This is a genomic window from Colwellia sp. PAMC 21821 (genome assembly GCF_002077175.1).
Taxonomy (GTDB): domain Bacteria; phylum Pseudomonadota; class Gammaproteobacteria; order Enterobacterales; family Alteromonadaceae; genus Cognaticolwellia.
This window is the reverse complement of record NZ_CP014943.1, coordinates 3,942,376-3,965,870: the sequence shown is the minus strand read 5'-3', so window position 1 is coordinate 3,965,870 and position 23,495 is coordinate 3,942,376. Positions and strand designations below refer to the sequence as shown.

Annotated in this window: 20 protein-coding genes, 1 pseudogene and 1 riboswitch; of the genes and pseudogenes, 2 read left to right on the top strand and 19 right to left on the bottom strand. The window is 37.6% G+C overall.

The genetic code is table 11. From position 1 onward, the window contains the following. Positions 1–65: 65 nt before the first annotated feature. The 13 genes and pseudogenes from A3Q33_RS16770 to aroG all read right to left on the bottom strand — a co-directional run bounded on the left by A3Q33_RS16770 (position 66) and on the right by aroG (position 16,130). On the bottom strand, positions 66–515 hold the full coding sequence (locus A3Q33_RS16770; protein WP_081180940.1) for an SMI1/KNR4 family protein: 450 nt from the start codon (positions 513–515) through the stop codon (positions 66–68). 61 nt (positions 516–576) lie between these two features. Continuing rightward, positions 577–849, bottom strand: a complete 273-nt coding sequence (locus tag A3Q33_RS16765; protein WP_155866795.1) for a hypothetical protein — start codon at positions 847–849, stop codon at positions 577–579. 529 nt (positions 850–1,378) lie between these two features. Then, a complete protein-coding gene (locus A3Q33_RS16760; RefSeq protein ID WP_081180938.1) occupies positions 1,379–2,203 on the bottom strand; it encodes a LytR/AlgR family response regulator transcription factor in 825 nt (274 codons plus the stop codon). Then, positions 2,200–3,273 (bottom strand): sensor histidine kinase, encoded by a 1,074-nt coding sequence (locus tag A3Q33_RS16755; protein WP_081180937.1) that lies wholly within the window; start codon positions 3,271–3,273, stop codon positions 2,200–2,202. The genes A3Q33_RS16760 and A3Q33_RS16755 overlap by 4 nt, the downstream gene beginning before the upstream one ends. Before the next feature lie 85 nt (positions 3,274–3,358). Next, on the bottom strand, positions 3,359–4,432 hold the full coding sequence (locus tag A3Q33_RS16750) for a phosphotransferase (RefSeq protein WP_196797983.1): 1,074 nt from the start codon (positions 4,430–4,432) through the stop codon (positions 3,359–3,361). Between the two features lie 91 nt (positions 4,433–4,523). After that, positions 4,524–5,198, bottom strand: coding sequence for a nicotinamide riboside transporter PnuC (gene pnuC / locus A3Q33_RS16745; RefSeq protein ID WP_081180935.1), 675 nt, complete (start codon positions 5,196–5,198; stop codon positions 4,524–4,526). Continuing rightward, positions 5,198–5,464 (bottom strand): hypothetical protein, encoded by a 267-nt coding sequence (locus A3Q33_RS16740; protein WP_081153192.1) that lies wholly within the window; start codon positions 5,462–5,464, stop codon positions 5,198–5,200. The genes pnuC and A3Q33_RS16740 overlap by 1 nt, the downstream gene beginning before the upstream one ends. Positions 5,465–5,676: 212 nt before the next feature. Continuing rightward, a complete protein-coding gene (locus A3Q33_RS16735) occupies positions 5,677–7,782 on the bottom strand; it encodes a TonB-dependent receptor (RefSeq protein ID WP_081180934.1) in 2,106 nt (701 codons plus the stop codon). A gap of 127 nt (positions 7,783–7,909) precedes the next feature. Then, positions 7,910–8,024, bottom strand: a riboswitch (TPP riboswitch). A 184-nt stretch (positions 8,025–8,208) separates the two neighbouring features. Further along, a complete protein-coding gene (locus A3Q33_RS16730) occupies positions 8,209–8,577 on the bottom strand; it encodes an HIT domain-containing protein (protein ID WP_081180933.1) in 369 nt (122 codons plus the stop codon). A gap of 147 nt (positions 8,578–8,724) precedes the next feature. Continuing rightward, a pseudogene (locus A3Q33_RS16725) lies at positions 8,725–11,822 on the bottom strand (efflux RND transporter permease subunit). After that, positions 11,819–13,120, bottom strand: coding sequence for an efflux RND transporter periplasmic adaptor subunit (locus A3Q33_RS16720; RefSeq protein WP_081180932.1), 1,302 nt, complete (start codon positions 13,118–13,120; stop codon positions 11,819–11,821). The pseudogene A3Q33_RS16725 and the gene A3Q33_RS16720 overlap by 4 nt, the downstream one beginning before the upstream one ends. Beyond that, positions 13,120–14,631, bottom strand: coding sequence for an efflux transporter outer membrane subunit (locus tag A3Q33_RS16715; protein WP_081180931.1), 1,512 nt, complete (start codon positions 14,629–14,631; stop codon positions 13,120–13,122). The genes A3Q33_RS16720 and A3Q33_RS16715 overlap by 1 nt, the downstream gene beginning before the upstream one ends. 443 nt (positions 14,632–15,074) lie before the next feature. After that, complete coding sequence (aroG, locus tag A3Q33_RS16710; RefSeq protein WP_081180930.1) at positions 15,075–16,130, bottom strand: 3-deoxy-7-phosphoheptulonate synthase AroG; 1,056 nt, start codon at positions 16,128–16,130, stop codon at positions 15,075–15,077. Positions 16,131–16,352: 222 nt separating this feature from the next. Here aroG and add point away from each other — a divergent pair, with 222 nt between their 5' ends. After that, on the top strand, positions 16,353–17,366 hold the full coding sequence (gene add / locus A3Q33_RS16705; protein ID WP_081180929.1) for an adenosine deaminase: 1,014 nt from the start codon (positions 16,353–16,355) through the stop codon (positions 17,364–17,366). Between the two features lie 173 nt (positions 17,367–17,539). Further along, positions 17,540–18,244, top strand: coding sequence for a purine-nucleoside phosphorylase (gene deoD / locus A3Q33_RS16700; protein WP_081180928.1), 705 nt, complete (start codon positions 17,540–17,542; stop codon positions 18,242–18,244). Between the two features lie 249 nt (positions 18,245–18,493). Here deoD and A3Q33_RS16695 read toward each other — a convergent pair whose 3' ends face one another. From A3Q33_RS16695 to rpsA, 6 genes are all read right to left on the bottom strand, one after another. Beyond that, complete coding sequence (locus tag A3Q33_RS16695; protein WP_081180927.1) at positions 18,494–18,796, bottom strand: ComEA family DNA-binding protein; 303 nt, start codon at positions 18,794–18,796, stop codon at positions 18,494–18,496. A gap of 296 nt (positions 18,797–19,092) precedes the next feature. Next, positions 19,093–19,788, bottom strand: coding sequence for an orotidine-5'-phosphate decarboxylase (gene pyrF / locus A3Q33_RS16690; protein ID WP_081180926.1), 696 nt, complete (start codon positions 19,786–19,788; stop codon positions 19,093–19,095). Between the two features lie 121 nt (positions 19,789–19,909). Then, positions 19,910–21,079, bottom strand: coding sequence for a lipopolysaccharide assembly protein LapB (gene lapB / locus A3Q33_RS16685; RefSeq protein WP_081180925.1), 1,170 nt, complete (start codon positions 21,077–21,079; stop codon positions 19,910–19,912). 1 nt (position 21,080) lies between these two features. Further along, complete coding sequence (locus tag A3Q33_RS16680) at positions 21,081–21,332, bottom strand: lipopolysaccharide assembly protein LapA domain-containing protein (protein WP_081180924.1); 252 nt, start codon at positions 21,330–21,332, stop codon at positions 21,081–21,083. Positions 21,333–21,402: 70 nt separating this feature from the next. Next, complete coding sequence (ihfB, locus tag A3Q33_RS16675; RefSeq protein ID WP_081153172.1) at positions 21,403–21,690, bottom strand: integration host factor subunit beta; 288 nt, start codon at positions 21,688–21,690, stop codon at positions 21,403–21,405. A 95-nt stretch (positions 21,691–21,785) separates the two neighbouring features. Beyond that, positions 21,786–23,453: a 30S ribosomal protein S1 gene (rpsA, locus tag A3Q33_RS16670; protein WP_081153171.1), complete on the bottom strand. Its 1,668-nt coding sequence runs from the start codon at positions 23,451–23,453 to the stop codon at positions 21,786–21,788. Positions 23,454–23,495: the final 42 nt, after the last annotated feature.

Genomic DNA, 23,495 nt, shown 5'->3' with positions numbered 1-23,495 from the left:
TAAGCATAGAACATTTAGCATAAATAATATCTAGGGTAATGAAAATAAAAGAAAAGTCAGCTTATCTAGTCTTTATTGAAATCCCCGATCCATGCGCAGAAACTGTCTGATACTTTTTTCACAATATGAAATTCATGTTCGTAAAACCATACGGGTACATCAGTGTGCTCGATTTCACAATCGCTAAGTTTAAAACAAAACATGTTGCCCTTACAATCTGACGCAAACACGATATGACCTTTTGGCATACCACTCATTTCATATAATTTAGAAAGTGAATATACATCTTCAAGGCTTAAAAAGTCTTGCACTTGAGAAAGCTCGACTGATAAATCACATGTTTTAGTCATAACATTAGGCGTGTGAAGTAAACCGTAATTTGACAATAGATATTTGTACGAGTCAGGTAATATGACAGAAAGGCGGTCTTCAAGCTCAGCAATATCAAGGTTAGCTATAGGAGTCATAGCTTGCTCATTGCAGTTGTTTTCCATATAACGATCAATACTTTGCACTTAGAGGTACTCCAAATATAATAACTTTTTGAGCGGGTTCATTAACTTATTTATGTTAACATTAGTCGTCTTTTGAAAAGTGATTAAATAAATCAACCAAGATGGAAAACACTTCCCCTGCTTGATCAAAATCTTTATCAGCCTCACTATACTCTTCTCTCGCTGCTTGAGGCTGACCGATAGATTGGTAATAATTTCCGGATTTAATGTGCTTTTGAGCACTTTTATCTAAATCCGAACTTGATGCACAGCCCGCGGCTAAAGTTAACAACATTAATCCAACCATTAACCTAACCATTAACTTAACCCTTAACCTAACCATTAATATCTGCATTTTATTCCATCCTTGTTTGTTTACTGATAATTCAATTTACTCAGTCAAATTATTATTTTTTTAAGCGCTACTTCCCTGATAAGGCTCGATACTTCAAACCTTTTTTAACGGAGTATTATACCAATGAGCAATACTTGTTAACGATAACCATATAGAGACAGTTATCTACTAGAATTTAATAATTTCATGCATTTACGAGCAAGCGATGCTACTTTTTCTGATAGTGTAGATACGTTAATAGCAATTTGAGAAGGTTCAGTTTCTGCCATTAATTCAAGTTTCAGGGATATTGCCAATTTAAGTCGGGCTAAAAAGCCTGTTACTTCGGTTTTTCAGTTTTTATTTTATATTTTATATTTTATATTTTCATGGGAAAGTAAAACTCAGCTGCACTATTTTTAGATAAAACAGGGGTGCACACGACATAAAATCAACATATTACATACAAACTAATGCAACGAGTAAGAAGTTTCTGTTTAAATAGGGACAGAATATCTATTCATGAAAGATTAATTTTAAGATCTAACCGTTATGCCGTCACCGCTTTCTTAACTTTCTCTTTATAGCTACGGCTGACTTTTAATTCTTTGCCGTTTGACATCACTAAATAATACTCACCATTAAGTTGGCTGCAAAACTTATCAATGTAACTTTTGTTTACTATAGTAGAACGATGGCTGCGTAAAAAGCGTCTAGGATCTAATACTTCTTCAAGCTGTTTCATGGTTTTACGTAAAATATGGGTATTTTCATGGGTATGTACGCACATGTAATCGCCGGCAGCGTCGATCCATAGAATATCTTTAACGGGTACCCGGCTAACCTCTCCGGCGTCTTTTATTGCTAATACGTCGGAATAGCTCGACATACTAACGGGTTCGTTGTTTTCTAATTCTTGTAGGATTTTTTCACAATCGTTACCGGTTACATCACTCACTAAACGCACTAATTTTGATTTGTGGAGTGCATTTACTTCACTACTAAGGCTTTGGCGAATTTTATCTAAAGTTTGCGCTAGGCGTTGTTCGTCAGCGGGTTTAAGTAAGTAATCTTGTGCGTGTACTTCAAAGGCTTGCATGGCGTATTGATCATAAGCGGTCACAAAAACCACCATAGGCAATAATAAGTCCTGTTCAATAATAGCTTCCACGACTTCAAAACCGTTTAAACCTGGCATTTGAATATCGAGAAATATGAGATCAGGTTGATAAGCCCTAACCGCTTCCAATGCTTCTCTGCCATTGCTGCATTGGGCAATAATGTTAATGTCTTGGTGTGCTTGTAAACGAACCGCGAGGCCTTTTCTGGCAAGGGGTTCATCATCAACAATTATAGTGGTGAGCTGCTTGCTCATACTCGATGGCCAACTTCATAGGGAATGCGTATACTGATTTTAACACCAGTTGGTGTATTGTTGGCAACAACTAAAGAAAAATCATTCTGATATAAAGCCTGCAATCGTTCACGGGTATTGACTAAACCAACACCATTCTCTCGAAATAAGTTACCATTTTTAATTTCGGCACCAGGTCCATCATCAGCTAACTCTATCAATAAATCGTTACCAAATCTGTGTACTTTCACATGAATTCCGCCGCCTTGTTCTTGCACTGCAACGGCATGCTTAATCGCATTTTCAGCTAATGGTTGTAATATCATGCTAGGCACCAAAGCAAATTTACAGTCATTAGCAACATCAAAGGTTACTTGTAATCGCTCTTCAAAGCGCACTTTTTCAATATCTAAATAAAGCCTGAGTGCTTGTAATTCGCTATCGAGCGTTACTCGCTTCATGGGATCTTTTTCAAGTGAGTAACGTAAAAACTCACTTAATTTAGTCACCATGCCATTAGCGGCTTTGTTTTCTTCCACCAAAATTAAGGTTGATATTGCATTAAGGGTATTAAACAAAAAGTGAGGATTCAGTTGATAACGTAACATTTTAAGTTGCGCTTGATGAGCGACAGTATTAGCGCGTAATACATTTTGTTTTTCTTTTTGCAGCATTTGGTAGTATTTAGTACCAAAGTATAAGCCGCTCCAACTTAAAATAATAAAGAAAGATAACAGGCTATTTTTGGTGTAATAAAGCCAGAAGTCAGGTCGATAACCGTGCTTATATATTTCCCAATAATTGATGTTTTTGACTACCTGCCATAATACACCGGTGCAATAGGAAGCTAATATCACCACGATGGCAATTTTTAAGGGTGTAAAATTCCAGATACGACGATATATATACCTAAGTGGTGCGGTAAATAACCAACCGGCATAGGCATTTAATAAGATAATAACAAGAAAAATATCACGTAAATCGTGCAGTAATGAGCCTAAGTAATGTACTAAGGCAAAACCACACCAACCAGCGGTATGAACCAACCAAAATAAGCGATTTCTATTTTCTATAAACTCTTTCCAATTCACACAATACACCAACAAGTGAGGTTAATGTAATTATGCGCTAAGCAAGTTATTCTCGCACTACCACTAATCTTAAGATCAGTACGCCTTATCTCATTTCGTTTAAAAAAATATTTGCCTGTGGATACCTAATCGCCAGTATGTTGAGTTGCTTTTCGGCTAATTTTTTGTATTTTAATTGCTTTCTACTCTGATATTCAGCTAAATACCACAAGGCATTGATTAAAAATGATAAATCTAGGTAACACGTTACCAGTTCAACTGATATCTCAAGTGTGTCTTGTACTTTACTTGCTAAATTGTCGACAATATCTAATGGATTTTTCTGTAAATTTAAGGATATTAATGCTTGCTGATATAGCAATTTGATCCGTTCAACTTTATTAGCATTGATATGATTAACAGCCATTAGCATTGCTAAGTCATACTCTATTGGGGCGATACATGCGCATTCAAAATCAATTAGTTGGTATATTGGTTTAGCAGTTTTATCGTCATTTACTCGCTGTATAACATTACTAAAATTAGTGTCTCCATGACACAGAACTTGCTGACGGTTAGGCACTATTTTGATGGTATCAGCCAAGCTTTTCTCCAACATAGCTAATAAAACGTGTAAGGCATTATCTTGAGCAACACTCAATTCGGTCTTTTGTAATAATTGCTTGATCGTAGCTGATGTATCGAGGTTTGGTATACAAGGTTTTATAGGTAAATTCAGATCGGACAATAATATTTTCTGAGCTAAAGCTTGATGAGTACCGTGACTATGATGACTTATATTAACAGCAAAAATGCTATGACAGCGTGCCAATAGCGCAAGTACAATGGCTATTTTTTCATCTTCACTCTGATCGCTTTTTTCAAGCCCCTGACCGGTTATAAACTCTGTAATTAGCCAGTTGTGGTCAACATAGACCAATTTTGGAGCAATTCCATTGCTAGCGGCAAGCTGGCTTGCTAATGGCTCAATACTGTTAGCGGATAAATGCTTGGCGAAAAAAGATTTATTTTCATAGCTAACATGAAAACAGGCATTGCTTAACCCTGCATCAATATAACGAATGCCATCTATTTTAAGTTGGTTAAAACAAGGTAAATGGCATAATTCGCGTACTAACGACTGTTGCTGCTGGTCTAATATTGCTTGATCAAATTTCAAAACGTTTCCCAAAAAGTCACACGACTTATTCAACACTTGCCAATAAGCCATTTTAGAAACTAGTTAACATGCTATTGAGCAAAAATTACCGTTAACCCGCAACCGAATTATTGATACACACGTCTTGGTGCTGTTGACGAAATTGCAGCTTATATTGCTTACGCCATTGCCAATAGCCATAAGCCGCTATAATGACAAAACCTCCAAATAGTACTGCCGTTGGCAGCAAGCCCTTTTCTACATAAAGAAATATAGACACCATATCGATCACAATAAAGTATAACCAATTTTCCAGTACTTTTTGCGTCACTAAATAGGTAGCAAACACCGCAAATACGGTTGTGCCGCTATCAAGATACGGAAAATGTGCTGGTGTATAAGTCGCCATTATCCAACCTAAAACTAAAGACACAGCCGTTAAAGCCAAAATAATGCGGCTATGGCGCTGTAACGTCCATTGACTGTACAAAAGCTCTTTAGAATGACTATCAAAGTTCAGCCTACTATTTTTGTGCCAGCAAGCCCAACCATAAACCGCCATGAGTAAATAATACAACTGCAGTAGGCTGTCCATCCATAGATACACACTATAAAAAATAACGGTGTATAACACGGTACTTAAAATAGCAACTGGCCAGCACCAAATACTACCTTTTGCCGCTAAAATTACATAAAGTAATGATGCGGCAACAGCGACTAGCTCTAATACTGGCAATGTTGTGAAATAAGTAATAATTTCGCTTGTTGCACTGATTGAATTCGACATTATGATTCAGCTTCTACAACGGATCGATCTCCGCCTATAAATTTGCAAATAAATACCGCAGCATTTAGCGTTTGATGCACATGTTTTATTTCTGCCATGACATGTTGTGTAGCTAAATCATAATCACCAAATACTTGTGTACTCATGCCATTAGTTACTACCGTTAAACCTGAGACTAAACGTAAACGTTTAATAAACGCCCATATTTCAGTTTTAAATTTGTCTTCTGCTAGCGGGTATAAACTAATTTCAATTGATATTTTCATAGATAATTCTCTTTATAATAAATAAACAACACATCAGTATATAGACCAATTTGATTAGTTAAGTGTTCTACTTTTCCATCAGGAAAAATGGATACTTAATCAACTTGGTATTACTTAATGTGCTCCACTATATTTATATTTATACTTATTCCGCTACCGTTATTTTTAAGTAAAAAACTAAAATAATAACGGTAGCTTGTTAAAACTTCCGACTAAAAATCATAGTCAAAAGTAGCACCAAACACAGCGGGTTCGGCTAATTGATAATAGGCTTTGGCTGTGTATTCGTCTCGTGGGTCATTGCCAAAATAAAAGCCACGAGTAGCGTAGGTTTCATCAAATAAATTACGCGCCCATAGCTTCACTTGCCAATCATCTTTGACATAACTAATAGACATATTCACGACTTCAATTGACTCTGACTTTTCTTGATGAGTATCAGAAAACAAGAATTCGTCTTTACCATCAACCGAAATATTTACTAACAAATGATCCGATAATTGATAATTTAAACCGAGATTAAACTGATAACTAGGTGCATGCGCTTGTTCGTCACCTGACTTATCGCTGCCATCAGCGGCAATAAAACCTTTATATTCAGTATCTAGCAGCCCTAACGCACCGTATATTTCAAGTTTAGGGGTAATTTGCCAACCTGCTTCTAATTCAAGACCTAGATTACTGCCAGTAGCGGCATTGCCTAAATATGAAACAAAATCTGTACTGCCGTCTTGACGCTCTTCTAAATAAGACGTACGTACCTGCATGTCGTCTCTATCCATATAAAATATGGCACTTCGAACATAAGCTTGATTATCCAATAGACTGACTTTATAGCCTAATTCATAATTCCATAGGTATTCAGGCGTAAACTCACGTAGGTTAGCGGGTAAACTACCATCAGTATTGGCGCCACCGGCTTTATAACCTCGATTAACCGAGCCATAAAATAAATTATTGTCGTCCATTTGGAATGACAACACCACTTTACCACCAACCATAGTATCGCTAGGATCAAAACTAAGTTGTTCTGCATCGGCGTAATCTGAATTTCTGCGCTCCACCCTTAACCCTGTCGTCAGGCTTAATTTATGGTTAAGTTGAGTGTCAAATTGAACGAATGCAGCAATATTATCGGTATCAAAACTTGATGTAAAATCGCTAGGCAAATAAGTGTATTGGCGCAATAAATCTTCTTTCTCTTGCTTGAAGTATAATCCTGTTATCCAAGCTGTCGTGTTATTAAAAATTTCTCCGCCAAGCTCTGATACGGCTCTTAACTCCAGTGTTGATGATGACTTATCACGAAAGTAGTGATCTTCTGAACTATATTCCCATCCTGGACGAATACCCACATAGGCCCAATCTTCATCATAGCCGTAGTCCAGTGCTGAATCAGCATAGCTAATAATACTTTCAACTGTAAAATCATTAAAACCGCGATAGGTAAATTTAGCCGCTAACGCTTTGGTGTCTTGGCGATCAAAACCTGGTTGATCTGATAAGGTATGGCGAGTATTAGCAAGTGAGAAGGCATCATAGCCATTATCAAAATCAGCCACAAACGCGGTTAAGTCAATAGTTAAGTCATTACTTGCCTTAATCGCTAACTTGCCACGCAAGGTTAATTCATCACGATTATTAGTGTCGTCACTATTTAGAGAATCATTTTCAATAAAACCATCACTACTGAACTGTTCAACCGCTATGCGATAATTTACCTTTTCGGTTGCGGGACCAGACAACACCAAACCGGCGCTATAGCTGTCGTAATTTCCCGCAGATAATTTGACTTTACCCTCAAAAGTGTCGGTAGGTGCACTGGAAGTAATATTTATCATTCCAGCCATGGCATTAGCACCAAAGCGTGTTCCTTGAGGACCACGATAAACTTCGACTTGTTCAACATCAAACGTTGACGCTATGCTACCTATGCTTGAAAAGTCTATGCCGTCAATCACTAAACCAACAGATGGATTAATTGGCTCTTTAAATTGGCTACGCTCACCAATACCACGAATTTGATAATATCTAGCACGTTGAGTACCACTAGAAAAATTTATATTGGGTGCACGTGCAATGATCTCTTCTAAGTTCTGTGCGTTACGCGCGCTAATTTCATCACTAGCGATAACAGATAAAGAACTTGCAGTTTTTTGTAGTGAACTCGTGCGAAAGTCGCCATTAACAGTGATAACTTCCGTAGCTTGCTCTACGGTTTTAGATGCGGTATTTGATGACGTGTCAGCGGCAAAAATTGTTGGTGTAACAATACTAGTAAAAATAGCCAAAGCTACAGGTGATTTTATAAATTTCATTATGATCTCATAAATTCGATTAAGAATATGTTATGGGATCCGGCATGGGGGAAGTTAGATAGCTGTTCGGTAACAATCTATAGCATTAAAGCAAAAGTGCTGAAAATATAATGCTACAGAGCGGTAATGCGATTAGCTTAACCATTCCTACGCCGGTACTATCCGGTTCAGGTTCTAAGGGTTCGCTTCGCATCTCAGCCTTTAAAATCGTATACGATTTTCAGGCACCCCTTGGCTCGTTATGCATACTAACAATATTTTTTAAAAAGTACAGGGGAAAAACCTTCATGCACGATAAATTATGCTGTTATTACTATAACTTAAGCTAAAGATAACGGTATTAACCAAATTATCTATTTGTTCAAACTTGATCACTTTTATATTTATACCATATACGGTTTTAGTGAGAGTCAATCGTACTGCTGATTATTTAAGGTCTAGCATTCTGCCTAACGGTTCACCACCCACTAAATGTAGATGAATATGGTAAACCTCTTGGCCGCCGTGTTGATTACAATTCATGATCAAGCGATATCCGTCCTCGGCTATACCTTCTTCTTTTGCCAGTTTTTTAGCAACACTGAACATACGGCCTATTGTTAGCTCGTCTTCTTGTTCAATATCATTCGCGGTTGCAATGAGTTTATTTGGGATAACCAAAATATGGCTTTTGGCTTGTGGAGATATATCACGAAATGCGGTTACAAGTTCATCTTGAAAAAGTAACGGGGTTGGAATTTCTTGGCGAATAATTTTAGAGAATATCGTTTCTTCTGGAGTGATTTTATCAGCCATCAGTTTACCTTATTGAGTTGCTGTTATTTATTTACTTAGTTTAACCATGAGTTAAACGAATAACAAAGACTTATCATTCGTTTAACTGTATCTGATTTAATTTTAACCTAAAGTTGGGTTTATTTAATTAAGCAAAACCAAGATTAGTTAAGTTAACTGAGCAACCAATTTTTGCTTACCTTTAGTTGTTAACCTTTTCATATCTTCAACCAATAAGTAATTTACCGGTACTAAAATTAAGGTAATAAAGGTCGCAAATATTATTCCAAAACCTAATGAAACCGCCATTGGTATCAAAAATTGGGCTTGGGTAGCTTTTTCAAACAATAACGGCATTAAACCAATAAAAGTAGTTAATGAAGTTAGTATTACGGGTCGAAAGCGTGATTGCGCTGCAATTAATACTGCGTCATACGCTTTAATACCTGCTTTAACTTTAGCGTTTATAAAGTCGACTAATACCAAACTATCGTTAACCACAACGCCAATCAGTGCCATTAAACCTAATAAGCTCATAATGGTTAAATCCATGCCCATGATCCAATGACCAATAATCGCACCGATGGCACCAAACGGAATAACTGACATAACAATAATGGGCTGTATGTAAGATTTAAAAGGTATCGCCAATAAACAGTAAATAATAAAGAATACAAAGACTAAGCCCCAAGCTAAACTACTAAAAGAGTCGGCTTGCTCACGCGCTTCACCTTCTAAACTATAAGAAACCCCAGGGTATTTGCTTATTAACTCGGTTAAAAACTGATTAAGATCAGCATTTAGCGTGGTCATATTGGTGGCATTTTTATCAACATCAGCGGTTACATTAACCGTACGGTATCGGTCTATACGAGTAATAGCAGACGCACTCTTACCGGGCTTTAATGTGGCAACATGTGATAAAGGTACTTTGCCACCACTTGGAGTATTTATCAGCATATCGTTTAGTTTTGATATTGATTGCCGCTCTGACAATGGAAAACGCAACATAACTCGTACATCATCACGACCACGTTGAATACGCTGAACTTGTGATCCAAAGTAAGCATCTCTAACTTGTCTGGTAACCCAAGTGTTATTCATACCCATGGCATATCCCTGCGCTGTTAATTGTATTTGCAGCTCTTCTTTACCATTGGATAAACTATCAGCTATTTCAAAAGCGGTAGGGTAAGTTCGAATACGGTTTTTAACTTCATCAGAAACCAGTTTCAATGTTTTCAAATCTGTTGCGGAGAGCTGAACATCAATGGGATCTCCCCCCTACCTATTTCTGCTCTGAACGTAACACTTTCGGCGCCCGGTAATGGGCCAATTAATTCTCGCCATTCTTTAACTAATTGTGCAGTACCAATGCCGGTGGTATTTTTATCAGCAGCTAATATTTCAAAACGCACACGACCTTTTTCTTCACTGGTGATAGCTAAGGTATTTAAAATCAAGCTTTGGCCTTGTTCATCACGATATTTATCTTGCAGTAATTTCGCAGAATTAGACATTTTTTCAACATATGAATCTACTACATCAAAACTCGTACCCACAGGCATAGTGACACTACCAAGCGCTGTTTCACTAGCAATACGTGGGAAGAATACAAAGCGAGTCCAGCCACTAGTAATAAAGGCTACAATTAGAATAAGAACACCAAAAAACAATGCCACTGTAGTTAAACGATTACGAATAGACAATGCCAACAATGGTTTATAGTATTTAAGGATCGCATTTTCAAAGCCATCAGCAAAGCCTTGTTGCCAAACACTAAATTTAGATTGTTTGGTACTTTCACTGCGCAAACGTAGCGACTTTAAATGTGAAGGTAGTACAAACTTAGACTCTATTAAACTAAACAATAAAACCGGGATAACAATAATCGGAATTTGTGCAAATAAAGCGCCTCGCTGCCCTTCAATAAAAGCTAACGGCAAAAAGGCTGCTACTGTGGTCAAAATACCAAAAGTTACTGGGGTTGCAACTTCTTGTGTTCCTTTAATGGCGGCCTCTAAACCGCTAGATGCCGTTTGGGTATGCCGATAAATATTTTCGCCGGTTACAATGGCATCATCAACAACTATACCCAACACCAAAATAAAACCAAATAAGCTCATGATATTAATAGAAATATCGAAGAATGGCATAACGATAAATGCGCCCATAAAACTTACCGGTATACCAATTGACACCCAAAAAGCTATCGAAGGACGTAAAAATAATGTCAGTAGAATTAAAACAAGAAAGCCACCTTGTAACGCATTGGTAATTAAAGTGTTAAGTCGACTTTTTACAATTTCAGAATCATCATCCCAATAACTAAGCACAAAGCCTTGAGGTAAGGTATCTTGTCGGTCATCGATATATTCTTTAACCGCATCAGCAACGTCAATTGCGCTTTGATTACCAATTCTATACACATCTATTAACGCACCTTGCTGACCGTTAAAACGGGCGCGCAGTGGCGTTTCTTCAAAACCGTCATTTACTGTTGCTATATCTTGTAATAAAAGAAACGTACCATCGGTATTGGTTTTTATTACAATTTTTTCAAACTCGTCACGACGGTATGCTTGACCAATATTACGCACTAGTACATCACCCCCATCGGTACGCACATTACCTGCTGAAATATCCACAGAGCTATTACTAATGGCTGTTGATATTTCACTTAGGGTTAATTGATACTGTTCTAATTTACTTTGATTAATATCGATACTAATTTCATAATTTCGAACAGCATCTAACGCAACTTGCGTTACCTGAGGTAATTTCAGTAAGTCATCACGCACTTGCTCGGCAAATTCACGTATCTCTTTTTCACCGTAATCAGAGGCAATAGTAACTGAAATTACATTACGAATACGTTGCGCGATTGCGGTAACGGGCTTTTCTGCGTCAACGGGAAAGGTATTTATCGCATCTACACGGCTTTTAATATCAGCCAGTAAATCTCGAACATCAATACTCGAGTCCGCTTCAATTCGAACCGAAGCGCCGCCTTCAACAGAGGTACTAATGATTTTTTCTATACCTTCAAGATCTTGAACCGCTTCTTCAATGCGTATGGCTACGCCTTGCTCTGCATCTTCTGGTGTAGAGCCCTGTAAAGTAACAGAAACATTCACTATTTCAGATTCAAAAGACGGAAAAACTTCTAATGGAATACTACTTTTTATTGAGAAAATACCGGTCAATAAAATGGTGATCATCAATAAATTAGCCGCAACATGATTTTTAGCAAACCAATCGATCATGACCTAGCTCCTTGATCATCAAACGCTTGCTTTTCATCCTGTTTAGATCCTGCATTTTTATCAGGTCTTTTATCAGGCCTTTTGCCAGCGTTAGCTTTTTCTCTGGTTTTTTTAGCTGTTTTTACCGGCTTACCATCGATGCTATTTATACTCACTATTGTGCCTGAAGTAACTTGACCTAAAGGGGTTAATACTAACAATTCATCAACTTCTAAACCCGATTTAATAACCGCTACGTCTTCACTTTGCCAAGCGATCGAAATGTTTTTACGTTTGAGTACATTATCATCAACAACATAAACATAGCTGCCTTGATAAATCGCTTTATTTGGAATACTCAGGGCATTTTCAATAGTTTTACCCTTAATTTTTGCGCTCACATACTGGCCAATTTTTAAAGGTAAGCCATTGCCTTCATTTTCTCCGTACGGATCGTCAATTTGTGCTACAACAAATAATTGTTGCGACTCTTCATCAAACGCCCCTTCAGTACGCACAACTTTACCTTGCCAACTTTGACGGGTGGCTAAATCTGAGAATATTGTCACGTCTGGTTGTTCTTGGACTGCAGCATTTTCAAAACGATTGCTTTCAGGCAATATCATATGCGCTAGGTCTTTATTTTTTAACGGCAAACGTATTTCAACATAATCAACGGCATAAATTTCAGCAAGTTGTGTACCTATACTCACCACTTGTCCTACATCAACAGATTTGCTTAATACTCGGCCTGTATAGGGTGCAATAATATTACTACGCTCAACCGCTAATTCAGCTTTAGATAAACTGGCTTCGGCTGAAAATACTGAAGCTTGCGCCGCCATTAATTGCGGCTTACGAAGCACTAAATCAGGTGCTTTTTTGTTATTACCTAAGCGCTGCCAATCTTGCTCTGCCTGCTCTACTCGGGCTTGCTCTTCGCTAAAACTCTGTTGTGCACTAAATAAATTTGCTTGAGCAATTTTAACTTCAGCGAGTAAATCTCTTTGATCCAATTGAAGTAAAATATCGCCTTCTTCGAAAAATCCGCCCGCTCTAAATTTAGGATTAATACTGATAATTTGTCCTGACACTTGAGGTAATAACACACTCTGAGTACGCGGTTTTATCGTGCCATAACTATCGATCCCAATAGCAAGATCGTTTCGTATTAATTTTGCAACTTCGACACTGATCTGTGGTGTTGCACTGGGCTGACCTCGCTTTGCTGAAGGCGGATTACTGGTAACGATATACGCAGCGAATAAGAGCGATAATAAAACAATGATTGGCAGTAGTTTTTTAAATTTTAACGACATTATTTTTCCATACGTATGAGGTTAGTTAACGGTGCGGGAAATGAGTTACCTTGGCTTTGGGATTTTTGCTGTACTGGGTTCGTGACACTAAAATAGTCGCCACCTAATGCTAGGTATGTTTCAACTCTATTTTGTAATAACTGATTAGTTAATTCGATAACGGTGGTTTGTGCATCAAAAGATCGACGCTGAGCCTCTAATACAGTGGTATAAGTCACTAAGCCCCGTAAGTATTGATCAAATGACAATTTTTCTGCCGCTAAAGCATTCTCTTGTGCTTTAAGGTAATAAGCATATTGCCGATTAAGTGATTCCCGTTCGCTAATATTATTCTCAACATCAGCAAACGCTTGATAAACTTGCTGTAAATATTGTTGCTCTTTTTGTTCAACCGTCAGTTTTGCTTGTTGTTCCAGTGATTCAAGTCTTCCTGCATTAAATAACGGTGTTGATATACTGCCAAGAAGCGACCAAGCTAACGCACCACCATCGAGTAAATGAGTTAATTCGCTGGCATTGTCACTAACACCGGCATTTAAATTAAAACTAGGAAAACGTTGTTTGTGCGCCACGGCTAAACCCGCATCTAAGGCTAATAGCTCTAACCAACCTGCTTGAATATCTGACCGGCGCGTTAATAATTGCGCAGGTAAGCCAAGATTAATTTCTTCATCTATGTAGGGTAGATTTCGCTCCGCTATTTTTTTAGCTAACGGATAATCCCCAATCAGCAACTCAAGCACCCTACTGCTTACCTTGATGCTTTGTTCTTGCTGAGCTACACGAGCAAGCTCTTGGTTTACTGTATTTTTAGTAAGGTAGACATCAAGCGCATCGTTTAACCCTAACTGATATGATGATTGAATCATCAATAAATTACGTTGTAAGTTATCTGAACGCTCTTGATATAAATCTAGCAATTGCTGTGCTTTTGTTAAATCAAACCAGGCTTTCGTAATATTGGCCACTAAAGTGAGCTTATTATACTGATAATTCGCTTGCGCAGCAGCATAATCTAAACGATTCTGATTTTGTTGGTCAGACAATTTCCCCCACAAGTCGACTTCATAACCTAAGTTGAGACTAATATCAGCATTCGTTTGATAACTTACCCCACTGTCCGTTACTTGCTTAATTCTGGCGTTATCTATTGATAATGATAATTCTGGAAAATCAGATGCAGCACTGACATTTAAACGCTCTTTAGCAAGTTCAACAGTTTTGCGGTCAGCGGCAAGTTGATAATTTTTTTGTAACGCGTGGGCGACCATTTGCTCTAAAGCTTTATCGTTAAAGCGCTTTAACCAACCATCAGCAACTAGGTTTTCGGCAGCAGGTTTTGCTTTGTTTACTTGCCAATTGTTTTCTTGCGAAGTGTTTGCTTGCCAATTTTCTGGCATATTCTGTTCAATAGCATTCAGCGTTTTATTATCAGACAAACCGCTGGGGGTGCTACAACCACTGATTATCATTGACATAGCAAGTACTAAAATATGCTTAGTATTTTTCAACGTTTTTTCCTTAATATTTTGCCAGAGATGCTTACATTAACTAGCTCGCTTAACCTGCAGCCTTGCTTTGAACGAAACTTCAAAAAATACTCACTCGTATAATTACAATTTTAATACCTTAATAATTCACTATAGTATGACTGGGTAATCCGGCAAACAATATTCTTTACACTGCTTTACATTAGGCCCAATTAACAGCGATGAGTGGATGTTTTTCAACGATAAATGGTGTTTTTATAAAGAGAAGTGATAGCTGAATTAATATCATACTGACCAAATGCATGGACAGGTTATTTTTAATAACTGAAACAAAAAGTGCTGATTAGCATTGTTTACTCTAAAGCAATGTAGATTCGATATAACGAAAAACGCCAGTCAGTGGTTAACTGACTGGCGTTGCAAAATAGGCTATTTTACATGGGTATTTTTTATATTGTTGGTTACTACAAAGCGCGACGCTGAGTTACAGCTTGGTCAAGTTCAGCCAATAACGTTTCAGTATCTTGCCAACCGATACAAGCATCCGTGATACTTTGGCCATAGGTGCCTTTTTCACCAAGAGCTAAGTCTTGACGACCTTCTACTAAATGGCTTTCTACCATGACACCAAAAATATTTTTATTACCGCTACTCATTTGATCGCAAACATCACGACACACTAACATTTGATTTTCAAACTTCTTACTACTGTTAGCATGACTAAAATCGATCATAATGTTGGTATTTAAACCCGATTTATCTAACTGCTCAGTTACGGCTTTAACACTTTCAGCGTCAAAGTTTGTTTTTCTACCACCACGTAAAATTATATGGCAATCTTCATTCCCCGTTGTTTCTACTATAGCCGAATGACCATATTTAGTCACAGAAAGGAAGTGATGTGAAGCACTGGCAGCACCAATCGCATCAATGGCGACTTTAATCGTACCATCGGTACCATTTTTGAAACCAACTGGGCATGATAACCCTGACGCTAATTCACGATGTACTTGGCTTTCTGTCGTTCTGGCACCAATGGCGCCCCAACACATAAAATCAGCCATGTATTGTGGGGTGATCATATCTAAAAACTCACCTGCGGTAGGTAAGCCTAGGTTATTTAAGTCGAGTAATAATTTACGACCGATACGCAAACCATCGTTAAGTTGGAAGCTGTTATCCATATATGGGTCGTTAATAAGTCCCTTCCAACCTACGGTTGTTCTTGGCTTTTCAAAATAGACACGCATAACAATTTCTAGCGTATCTTTATATTTTTCACGTAGCTTAACTAAGCGCTCACCATACTCTAATGCCGCTTTAGGGTCATGTATTGAACAAGGACCAATAACCACGAGTAGGCGATCATCTTGGTTATTAAAAATGTTGCTTATGGCTTGTCTGCCAGAAAAAACCGACTTTGTTGCTTGCTCAGATGAAGGATATCGCTCAAGTAATGCGATAGGAGGTAAAAGTTCTTTAATGTTATTAATACGAACGTCGTCGGTTTGCTCAAACATATTGCTTCTCTTTATACTGCGATTCTATTGAATGTTTACGTCTAGACACCTAGATGATTAGTCTCAAATTTAACTTATCAGTGTTCCTACACTAATAGCAACATAAAATACCAAAAAAACGGTATAATAAAAATATTCGACATAAGAGCATTATAAATACGTTTATTTTAAAAGACTCTAGTCGTATTTTTCATACAACAAATATATAGGTTACCAAGTACTATGAACCATTCTCACCTGCCATTAATTGATTTACACCGCCATTTAGACGGTAATATTCGCCCTAAAACCATTTGGGCATTAGCACAACAACATAACATTGTTCTACCTGAAACTGACTTCGAAGCCTTTATTCCTCATGTGCAAGTACAAGGCAGTGAAAGCGATTTATTAGCTTTTCTTAGCAAGCTTGATTGGGGTGTTGCCGTGCTTAAAACACTCGATGATTGTAAGCGCATAGCCTATGAAAACGTTGAAGATGCCTTTAATGCGGGTATTCATTATGCCGAATTGCGTTTTTCCCCCTACTATATGGCAATGAACAACAACTTGGTCGTTGCTGATGTGGTTGCCGCCGTTATAGACGGTGTTAATGCCGCATGTAAAATTTACGACGTAAAAATAAACCTAATTGGTATTTTAAGTCGTACCTTTGGTGTAGAAAAATGCCAAGCGGAGTTAGACGCCCTGCTTGCACACAAACAACATTTAGTCGCAGTTGATTTAGCCGGTGATGAATACAATTTCCCTGGTGAAATGTTTGTTGAGCATTTTAGCCAAGTACATAAAGCTGGGCTACATGCCACTATTCATGCCGGTGAAGCCGCGGGGCCTGAAAGTATTTGGCAAGCCATAAACCAATTACATGCTAAACGTATTGGTCATGGTGTTGCATGTCATCGCGATGAAAAACTTATGGATTATATGCTTGAACATAATATCGCTATAGAATCTTGCCTTACCTCTAACTTTCAAACAGGTACAATCAAAGATTTAAGCCAACACCCTATCAAAGGCTTTCTAGCGCGAGGACTATTGGTTTGTTTAAATACGGATGATCCGGGTGTACAAGGTATTGAACTAAAAAATGAATATAAAATTGCACGTAATACACTAGGTTTTGATGATAAAGATATAAAGCAGCTACAAGAGAACGCGCTTAAGGCGAGCTTTTTATCAGACAACGAAAAGTCTGCATTAAAGCAAAAAGTGTTAAATAACGACTATGTTAAATAACGACTACGAGAAGAAAAGTAATGACTGGATCATTGAATGCTTTTTCAGTTAGAATCTCACTTTAAATGACAGAAATATCAGTAAAACATCCTTGATAGCGGCTGAATAGATATAATATCAGCAAAGGCTAGAAACTTACTGTGATTGAACACCACTAAAAAAGGTTAACACTCATGGCAACAGCACATATTGAAGCAAAAAACGGCGACTTCGCAAAAACGGTACTTATGCCGGGCGACCCGCTACGCGCAAAATATATAGCAGAAAATTTTCTTGATGACGCAAAATGTGTCACTCGTGTACGTAACATGTTTGGCTACACGGGTACTTATAAAGGTAAACCCGTTTCCGTAATGGGCTCAGGTATGGGCATCCCATCAATTTCAATCTACGCAACAGAATTATATAGAGACTACGGCGTTGAAAACATTATTCGTATTGGCTCTTGTGGGGCTGTGCGTGATGATATAAAACTTCGAGACATTATTGTAGGCATGTCCGCAAGTACCGACTCGAATGTTAACCGCTCACGTTTAAATGGCTGTGACTTCGCCGTAACTGCTGATTTTGATTTACTCAATAGTGTAGTAAAAACAGCAGAAAAAACTGGCAAGAAGATTCGTGTAGGTAATATATTTACCTCAGACTTATTTTACACTCCACAACCAGAAATGTTTGCCTTAATGGAGAAGTACGGTATTTTAGCCGTTGAAATGGAAGCTGCAGGTTTATATGGTGTGGCGGCTGAGTACGGTAAAAAAGCTTTAACGGTATTGACCGTGAGCGATCATATTAAAACCGGTGAACAAACCACGGCTGATGAACGCGAAACAACCTTTAAAGGTATGATGGAATTAACGCTCGATAGCTTATTGTAGCATCCAAGCGAACTAACAAAAGAGCCAGTCAAATGACTGGCTTTTTTACCACTTGATAAAACATTTAACATGCGAAATTATCAAATATTATGCCCATTTGATTAATTAAGTGATCTACTTCTTCATCAGCAAAAGTGGATAATGACAAGGCATAAAATGTAGTCTGTGTTCTTCTACATTTAAATTTTATAACGCCGTAGTTATTCATTTTAACCATTAAAAATAAGCCGCTAATTAATCAACTTGGTATTACAACTTAATCCTTCCTTTATTTAGTTGTAATGTCTGCGCACCTACGCCTTTAACATTCAATAAATCATCAACAGAGTTGAATTGACCATTTGATTCACGATAAGCGACGATTGCTTTTGCTCTTTTTTCTCCAACACCTTTCAATAAAACTAAGGTTTCAATATCAGCTTTATTAATATCAACAACTTGTATTTCTGCGGTAGAAATAACTTCGGGCGCATTATTGAAACCTGCAGCTCGAAGTGGCAATGACATTACTGTAAATAAGATAATGAGAGAATAATAGATGTGCTTTTTCATATAACTTTCCTTCTAAATAGAGTTAATTTCCTTATAAGTGAATTACTATAGATAATAATTCACTGCATTAGGTTTAGAAGTCTTGTCGTTATTTGTCAAACAATCAGGATAAAAATAATCCTTTAATTCAAATTTGATTAATAAAGTGATCTATTTTTTATGCGAAAAAATGGATAATGACAAGGTTTAAATTTAGTCCGTAGTTGTTCTACTTATAAATTTTATAACACCGTAATTATTCATTTTAACCATTAAAAATAAGCTGCCAATTAATCAACTTGGTATAACTATTGGCACTAGCTAATTGATTGGTTAATTTCTTGTAACACAGCATGTGGATTGTCTGCTTTGGTGATCGGGCGACCAATAACTAAATAGTCAACGCCAACATCTAAAGCTTCACGCGGTGTCATAATACGTTTTTGATCATCAGCATTACTTCCTGCTGGTCGTATACCTGGCGTAACAAGCTTAAATTCTTTACCTAAATGTTGCTTTAATGATTCAGCTTCCATAGCAGAGCAAACCACACCGTCTAAGCCAGCCTTTTTAGTTAATGTTGCTAGCTGCAAAACATGTTCGGCAGGTGACTTAGTTATACCTATGTCAGCAAGATCTTCTTCACCCATACTGGTTAACACCGTTACCGCTATCAATAATGGCGCTTTTACACCGTAAGGTAGCAACGCAGCCTTAGCTTGTTGCATCATTTTAAGGCCACCAGAAGCGTGTACATTGACCATCCAAACACCTAAGTCAGCAGATGCTGCAACGGCTTTGGCAACGGTATTAGGGATATCATGAAATTTTAAATCAAGAAAAACATCAAAACCACGCTTAACAAGCTCTTTTACAAATTCAGGACCGAAGTGAGTAAACATTTCTTTGCCTACTTTTAATCGACAGTCACTGGGTTGAATTTTATCTACAAAAGATAAAGCCTCAACTTTGTTATCAAAATCTAGGGCCACGACAACTTTTGCATCTCTCATGCTGTTTTCCTCAATAGGTAATATTTTAATAAAAATTCTGCGCTACTTTGCGCTAAAAAGCCTGTGTAAATAACAGGCTTTTTGTAACTAACAACACCTAGACGGTGATTGAGATATGGCTTTATTCGCCATCTAAACCACGGATAGGCTTCAACTGCTCCCAATCATGGCATGATGGACATGACCAATAATGAGTACTCGAGTTGAATCCACAAGTTCTACAGCTGTAACGGTGCTTAACATTTAAATAGGAGCTCACAAGCTCGGTGATAACTTCTAGGTTATCCGAAGTATTTTCAGATTGACTGTCACCCATTTGCATTTTTACGAAGTGCTTAAAACCACGAATGGTGGGTCGACGCTTTAAAGCCGTTAGAATAAAAGTTTTCGCATGATTACCACCTTTTGCTTGCTCAATATGTGTTAAATATTTAATCAGCGCGCTGGTACTGCCCGTTTCCTCGTATACTTTCCTGATAAACTGAAAAAATTCTTTTTCAGCATCAAGGGCTTGATAACAAATAAACATTTTTTCGATAACATCAGGAAAGAATTCTTTATCTTGCTCATAAATGGCTTTATAGCATTGGCAAGCTTCATTATATTGTTGATGATTTTCATATATTTGTGCCATTAACCAATTAGCACGAGATGAGTTTGGATCATGACTTAATGCATTATCTAAAAGCTCAATAACTTCAATAAATTCATCTTTCTCTAACGCGATAGTAGCGAGTTCGCAGTAAAAATTAGCTAAAGTGTGTAAGAGTTTGGTATCACGGGTTTTAGCTATGGCTTTTTTAAGCCCAATGCCTTGATTCCAGTCTTTAGTAGATTGATAAATCTGCATTAAAGAAGTTAACGACTTTAAACCGTAAATTTTAGATTTTAGTAATTTATGGAACATATCTTCAGCGCGATCGTAAAGACCTGCACTGAGAAAATCTTTCGCAAGTTCAAATACCGCTTGTTGCTTAGCACTATTAGGTAAATGCTTTTGACGTACCAGGTGCTCATGAACTTTCAATGCTCTATCAAGCTCACCTCGTCGTCTGAATAAATTTGCCATAGCAAAGTGAGCTTCTACAGTATCATCTTCAACTTTTAAGGCTTCAAGCAGATAATCAATCGCTTTATCTTGTTGATTTGAAAATAAGTAGTTTAAACCTGTAGAATATTTAATTGAAAGTTCTTGCTTGGCAGAATGATCGTTTTGTTTGACGCTATTGCGCCCCATAAACCAACCATAGCCCATAGCAACAGGTAACAATAAAAATAATAAACCTAGCATACTAAGACTTCTTTCCTGTTAACGCTGGATCTTTTTTAGCGGGTTTCACCATGCCTACTAGTTTCCAAAACAAAACAAATAATAAGCCTAAGACAAAACCAATAGATGTAAATAAACCTACTGCAGTCGCAACAGAGATATTAGTTTTTGCAATCAAATAATTTAAGCTAAGCATTTGATCATTTTGACTACCAAAAATAAACGCAATGGCAAGTAGAATAAGAAAAAGAATAACGGTTATATAAAGGCGCATAATAGTTCATCCAAAACAACACAAAAAAAAGGCATGCTCATAGCATGCCGTTTATTCATTAATTCTGCAATTACGCTATTGAAAGATTTACTCTTTCACGTAACTCTTTACCAGGTTTAAAATGCGGAACATATTTACCGTCAAGCTCTACAGACTCGCCAGTTTTTGGGTTCCGTCCCACGCGAGGAGCACGATAATGCAACGAAAAGCTGCCAAAACCTCTAATTTCAATACGCTCGCCTTTCGACAAAGTTTGCGCCATCATTTCAAGAATTTCTTTAATAGCTTGTTCTACATCTTTCGCAGCTAAATGATTTAATTTATCTGCTAATCTTTCAATGAGTTCTGATTTGGTCATTTGACCTCCAGTGTTCACTATAGCTTCGCGCCATCGGGTTTAAACATTAAGAAGAACTGCTTAAGCAGTTCTTCTTCACTTGGTAATGCTAGGAATTAAATTTTAGCGTTTTTAAACGCTTCAGCCATTGCACTTAGACCAGAATCTTCTTCTGGAGCTTGGTTCAATGTATCCATAGCTTCACGCTCGTCTGCTTGATCTTTAGCTTTGATTGATAAGCTGATAGTGCGGTTCTTACGATCAACACCAACAAACTTAGTTTCAACGCTGTCATCAACAGATAATTCAGTAGTCGCATCTTCGATACGTTCACGTGAAATATCAGCAACACGTAAGTAACCTTCAACGCCTTCGGCTAATTCAATTTTAGCACCCTTAGCGTCTACTTCAATTACCTTACCTGTAACAATAGCACCTTTTTTGTTATCTGCAAGGTATTGATTAAACGGATCATCTTCAGTTTGCTTAACGCCTAAAGAAATACGCTCGCGCTCTGGGTCAACTTGTAGTACTACAGCTGAGATTTCATCACCTTTCTTGTACTCACGAACAGCTTCTTCACCGCCAGCCCATGAAATGTCAGATAAGTGAACTAAACCGTCAATACCGCCGTCAAGACCAATGAAGATACCAAAGTCAGTGATTGACTTGATCTTACCTGATACTTTATCACCTTTGTTGAAGTTCTTAGCAAACTCTTCCCAAGGGTTCGGGATACATTGCTTAAGGCCAAGAGAAATACGACGACGTTCTTCGTCAATTTCTAATACCATAACTTCAACTGTGTCACCTAAGTTAACAACTTTAGATGGGTGGATGTTTTTGTTAGTCCAATCCATTTCAGAAACGTGAACAAGTCCTTCAACGCCTTCTTGGATTTCAACAAAACAACCGTAGTCAGTTAAGTTAGTTACGCGACCTGTAAGCTTAGCGCCTTCAGGGTAACGTTTAGCGATAGCAACCCATGGATCTTCGCCTAACTGCTTCATACCTAGAGATACACGAGTACGCTCACGGTCGAATTTCAATACTTTAACTTGAATTTCATCACCAACATTTACGATTTCACTTGGGTGCTTAACACGTTTCCAAGCCATATCTGTGATGTGAAGTAGGCCGTCAATGCCGCCTAAATCTACGAATGCACCGTAGTCAGTAAGGTTCTTAACGATACCTTTAACTTCAATGCCTTCAGCAAGAGAAGCAAGAAGTTCATCACGTTCAACACTGCTTTCTGATTCGATAACAGCACGACGAGATACAACAACGTTATTACGCTTTTGATCAAGCTTAATAACTTTAAATTCTAAATCTTTACCTTCAAGGTGAGTAGTGTCACGAATTGGACGAACATCTACTAGTGAACCAGGTAAGAAAGCACGAATGTTGCTAACTTCAACTGTGAAACCACCTTTAACTTTACCGTTGATAACACCGATAATAGTTTCTTTTTCTTCATATGCTTTCTCAAGCACTTGCCATGCTTCATGACGTTTTGCGTCATCACGAGAAAGAATAGTTTCACCGAAACCATCGTCTGTAGCTTTAAGTGACACGTCAACTTCATCGCCAACAGATACTTCAACTTCACCTGTTAAGCTTTTGAATTGGTCAATTGAAATAACAGATTCAGATTTTAAGCCAGCGTCTACTAAAACGTTGTCTTTAGTGATGGCAACTACAGTCCCTTTAATGATTGAACCAGGACGTGTTTCGATTGTTTTTAAACTTTCTTCAAAAAGTTGTGCAAAATTTTCAGTCATAACTTGTATATAAACTCAGTTATTAATCCAGTCAACGTCATT

Coding starts and splice junctions, on each gene's coding strand:
- A3Q33_RS16765 (WP_155866795.1), bottom strand. CDS start 849: ATGCAGATATTAATGGTTAGGTTAAGGGTTAAGTTAATGGTTAGGTTA.
- A3Q33_RS16760 (WP_081180938.1), bottom strand. CDS start 2,203: ATGAGCAAGCAGCTCACCACTATAATTGTTGATGATGAACCCCTTGCC.
- pnuC (WP_081180935.1), bottom strand. CDS start 5,198: ATGTCGAATTCAATCAGTGCAACAAGCGAAATTATTACTTATTTCACA.
- A3Q33_RS16740 (WP_081153192.1), bottom strand. CDS start 5,464: ATGAAAATATCAATTGAAATTAGTTTATACCCGCTAGCAGAAGACAAA.
- A3Q33_RS16735 (WP_081180934.1), bottom strand. CDS start 7,782: ATGAAATTTATAAAATCACCTGTAGCTTTGGCTATTTTTACTAGTATT.
- A3Q33_RS16730 (WP_081180933.1), bottom strand. CDS start 8,577: ATGGCTGATAAAATCACTCCAGAAGAAACGATATTCTCTAAAATTATT.
- A3Q33_RS16720 (WP_081180932.1), bottom strand. CDS start 13,120: ATGTCGTTAAAATTTAAAAAACTACTGCCAATCATTGTTTTATTATCG.
- aroG (WP_081180930.1), bottom strand. CDS start 16,130: ATGTTTGAGCAAACCGACGACGTTCGTATTAATAACATTAAAGAACTT.
- add (WP_081180929.1), top strand. CDS start 16,353: ATGAACCATTCTCACCTGCCATTAATTGATTTACACCGCCATTTAGAC.
- deoD (WP_081180928.1), top strand. CDS start 17,540: ATGGCAACAGCACATATTGAAGCAAAAAACGGCGACTTCGCAAAAACG.
- A3Q33_RS16695 (WP_081180927.1), bottom strand. CDS start 18,796: ATGAAAAAGCACATCTATTATTCTCTCATTATCTTATTTACAGTAATG.
- pyrF (WP_081180926.1), bottom strand. CDS start 19,788: ATGAGAGATGCAAAAGTTGTCGTGGCCCTAGATTTTGATAACAAAGTT.
- lapB (WP_081180925.1), bottom strand. CDS start 21,079: ATGCTAGGTTTATTATTTTTATTGTTACCTGTTGCTATGGGCTATGGT.
- A3Q33_RS16680 (WP_081180924.1), bottom strand. CDS start 21,332: ATGCGCCTTTATATAACCGTTATTCTTTTTCTTATTCTACTTGCCATT.
- ihfB (WP_081153172.1), bottom strand. CDS start 21,690: ATGACCAAATCAGAACTCATTGAAAGATTAGCAGATAAATTAAATCAT.
- rpsA (WP_081153171.1), bottom strand. CDS start 23,453: ATGACTGAAAATTTTGCACAACTTTTTGAAGAAAGTTTAAAAACAATC.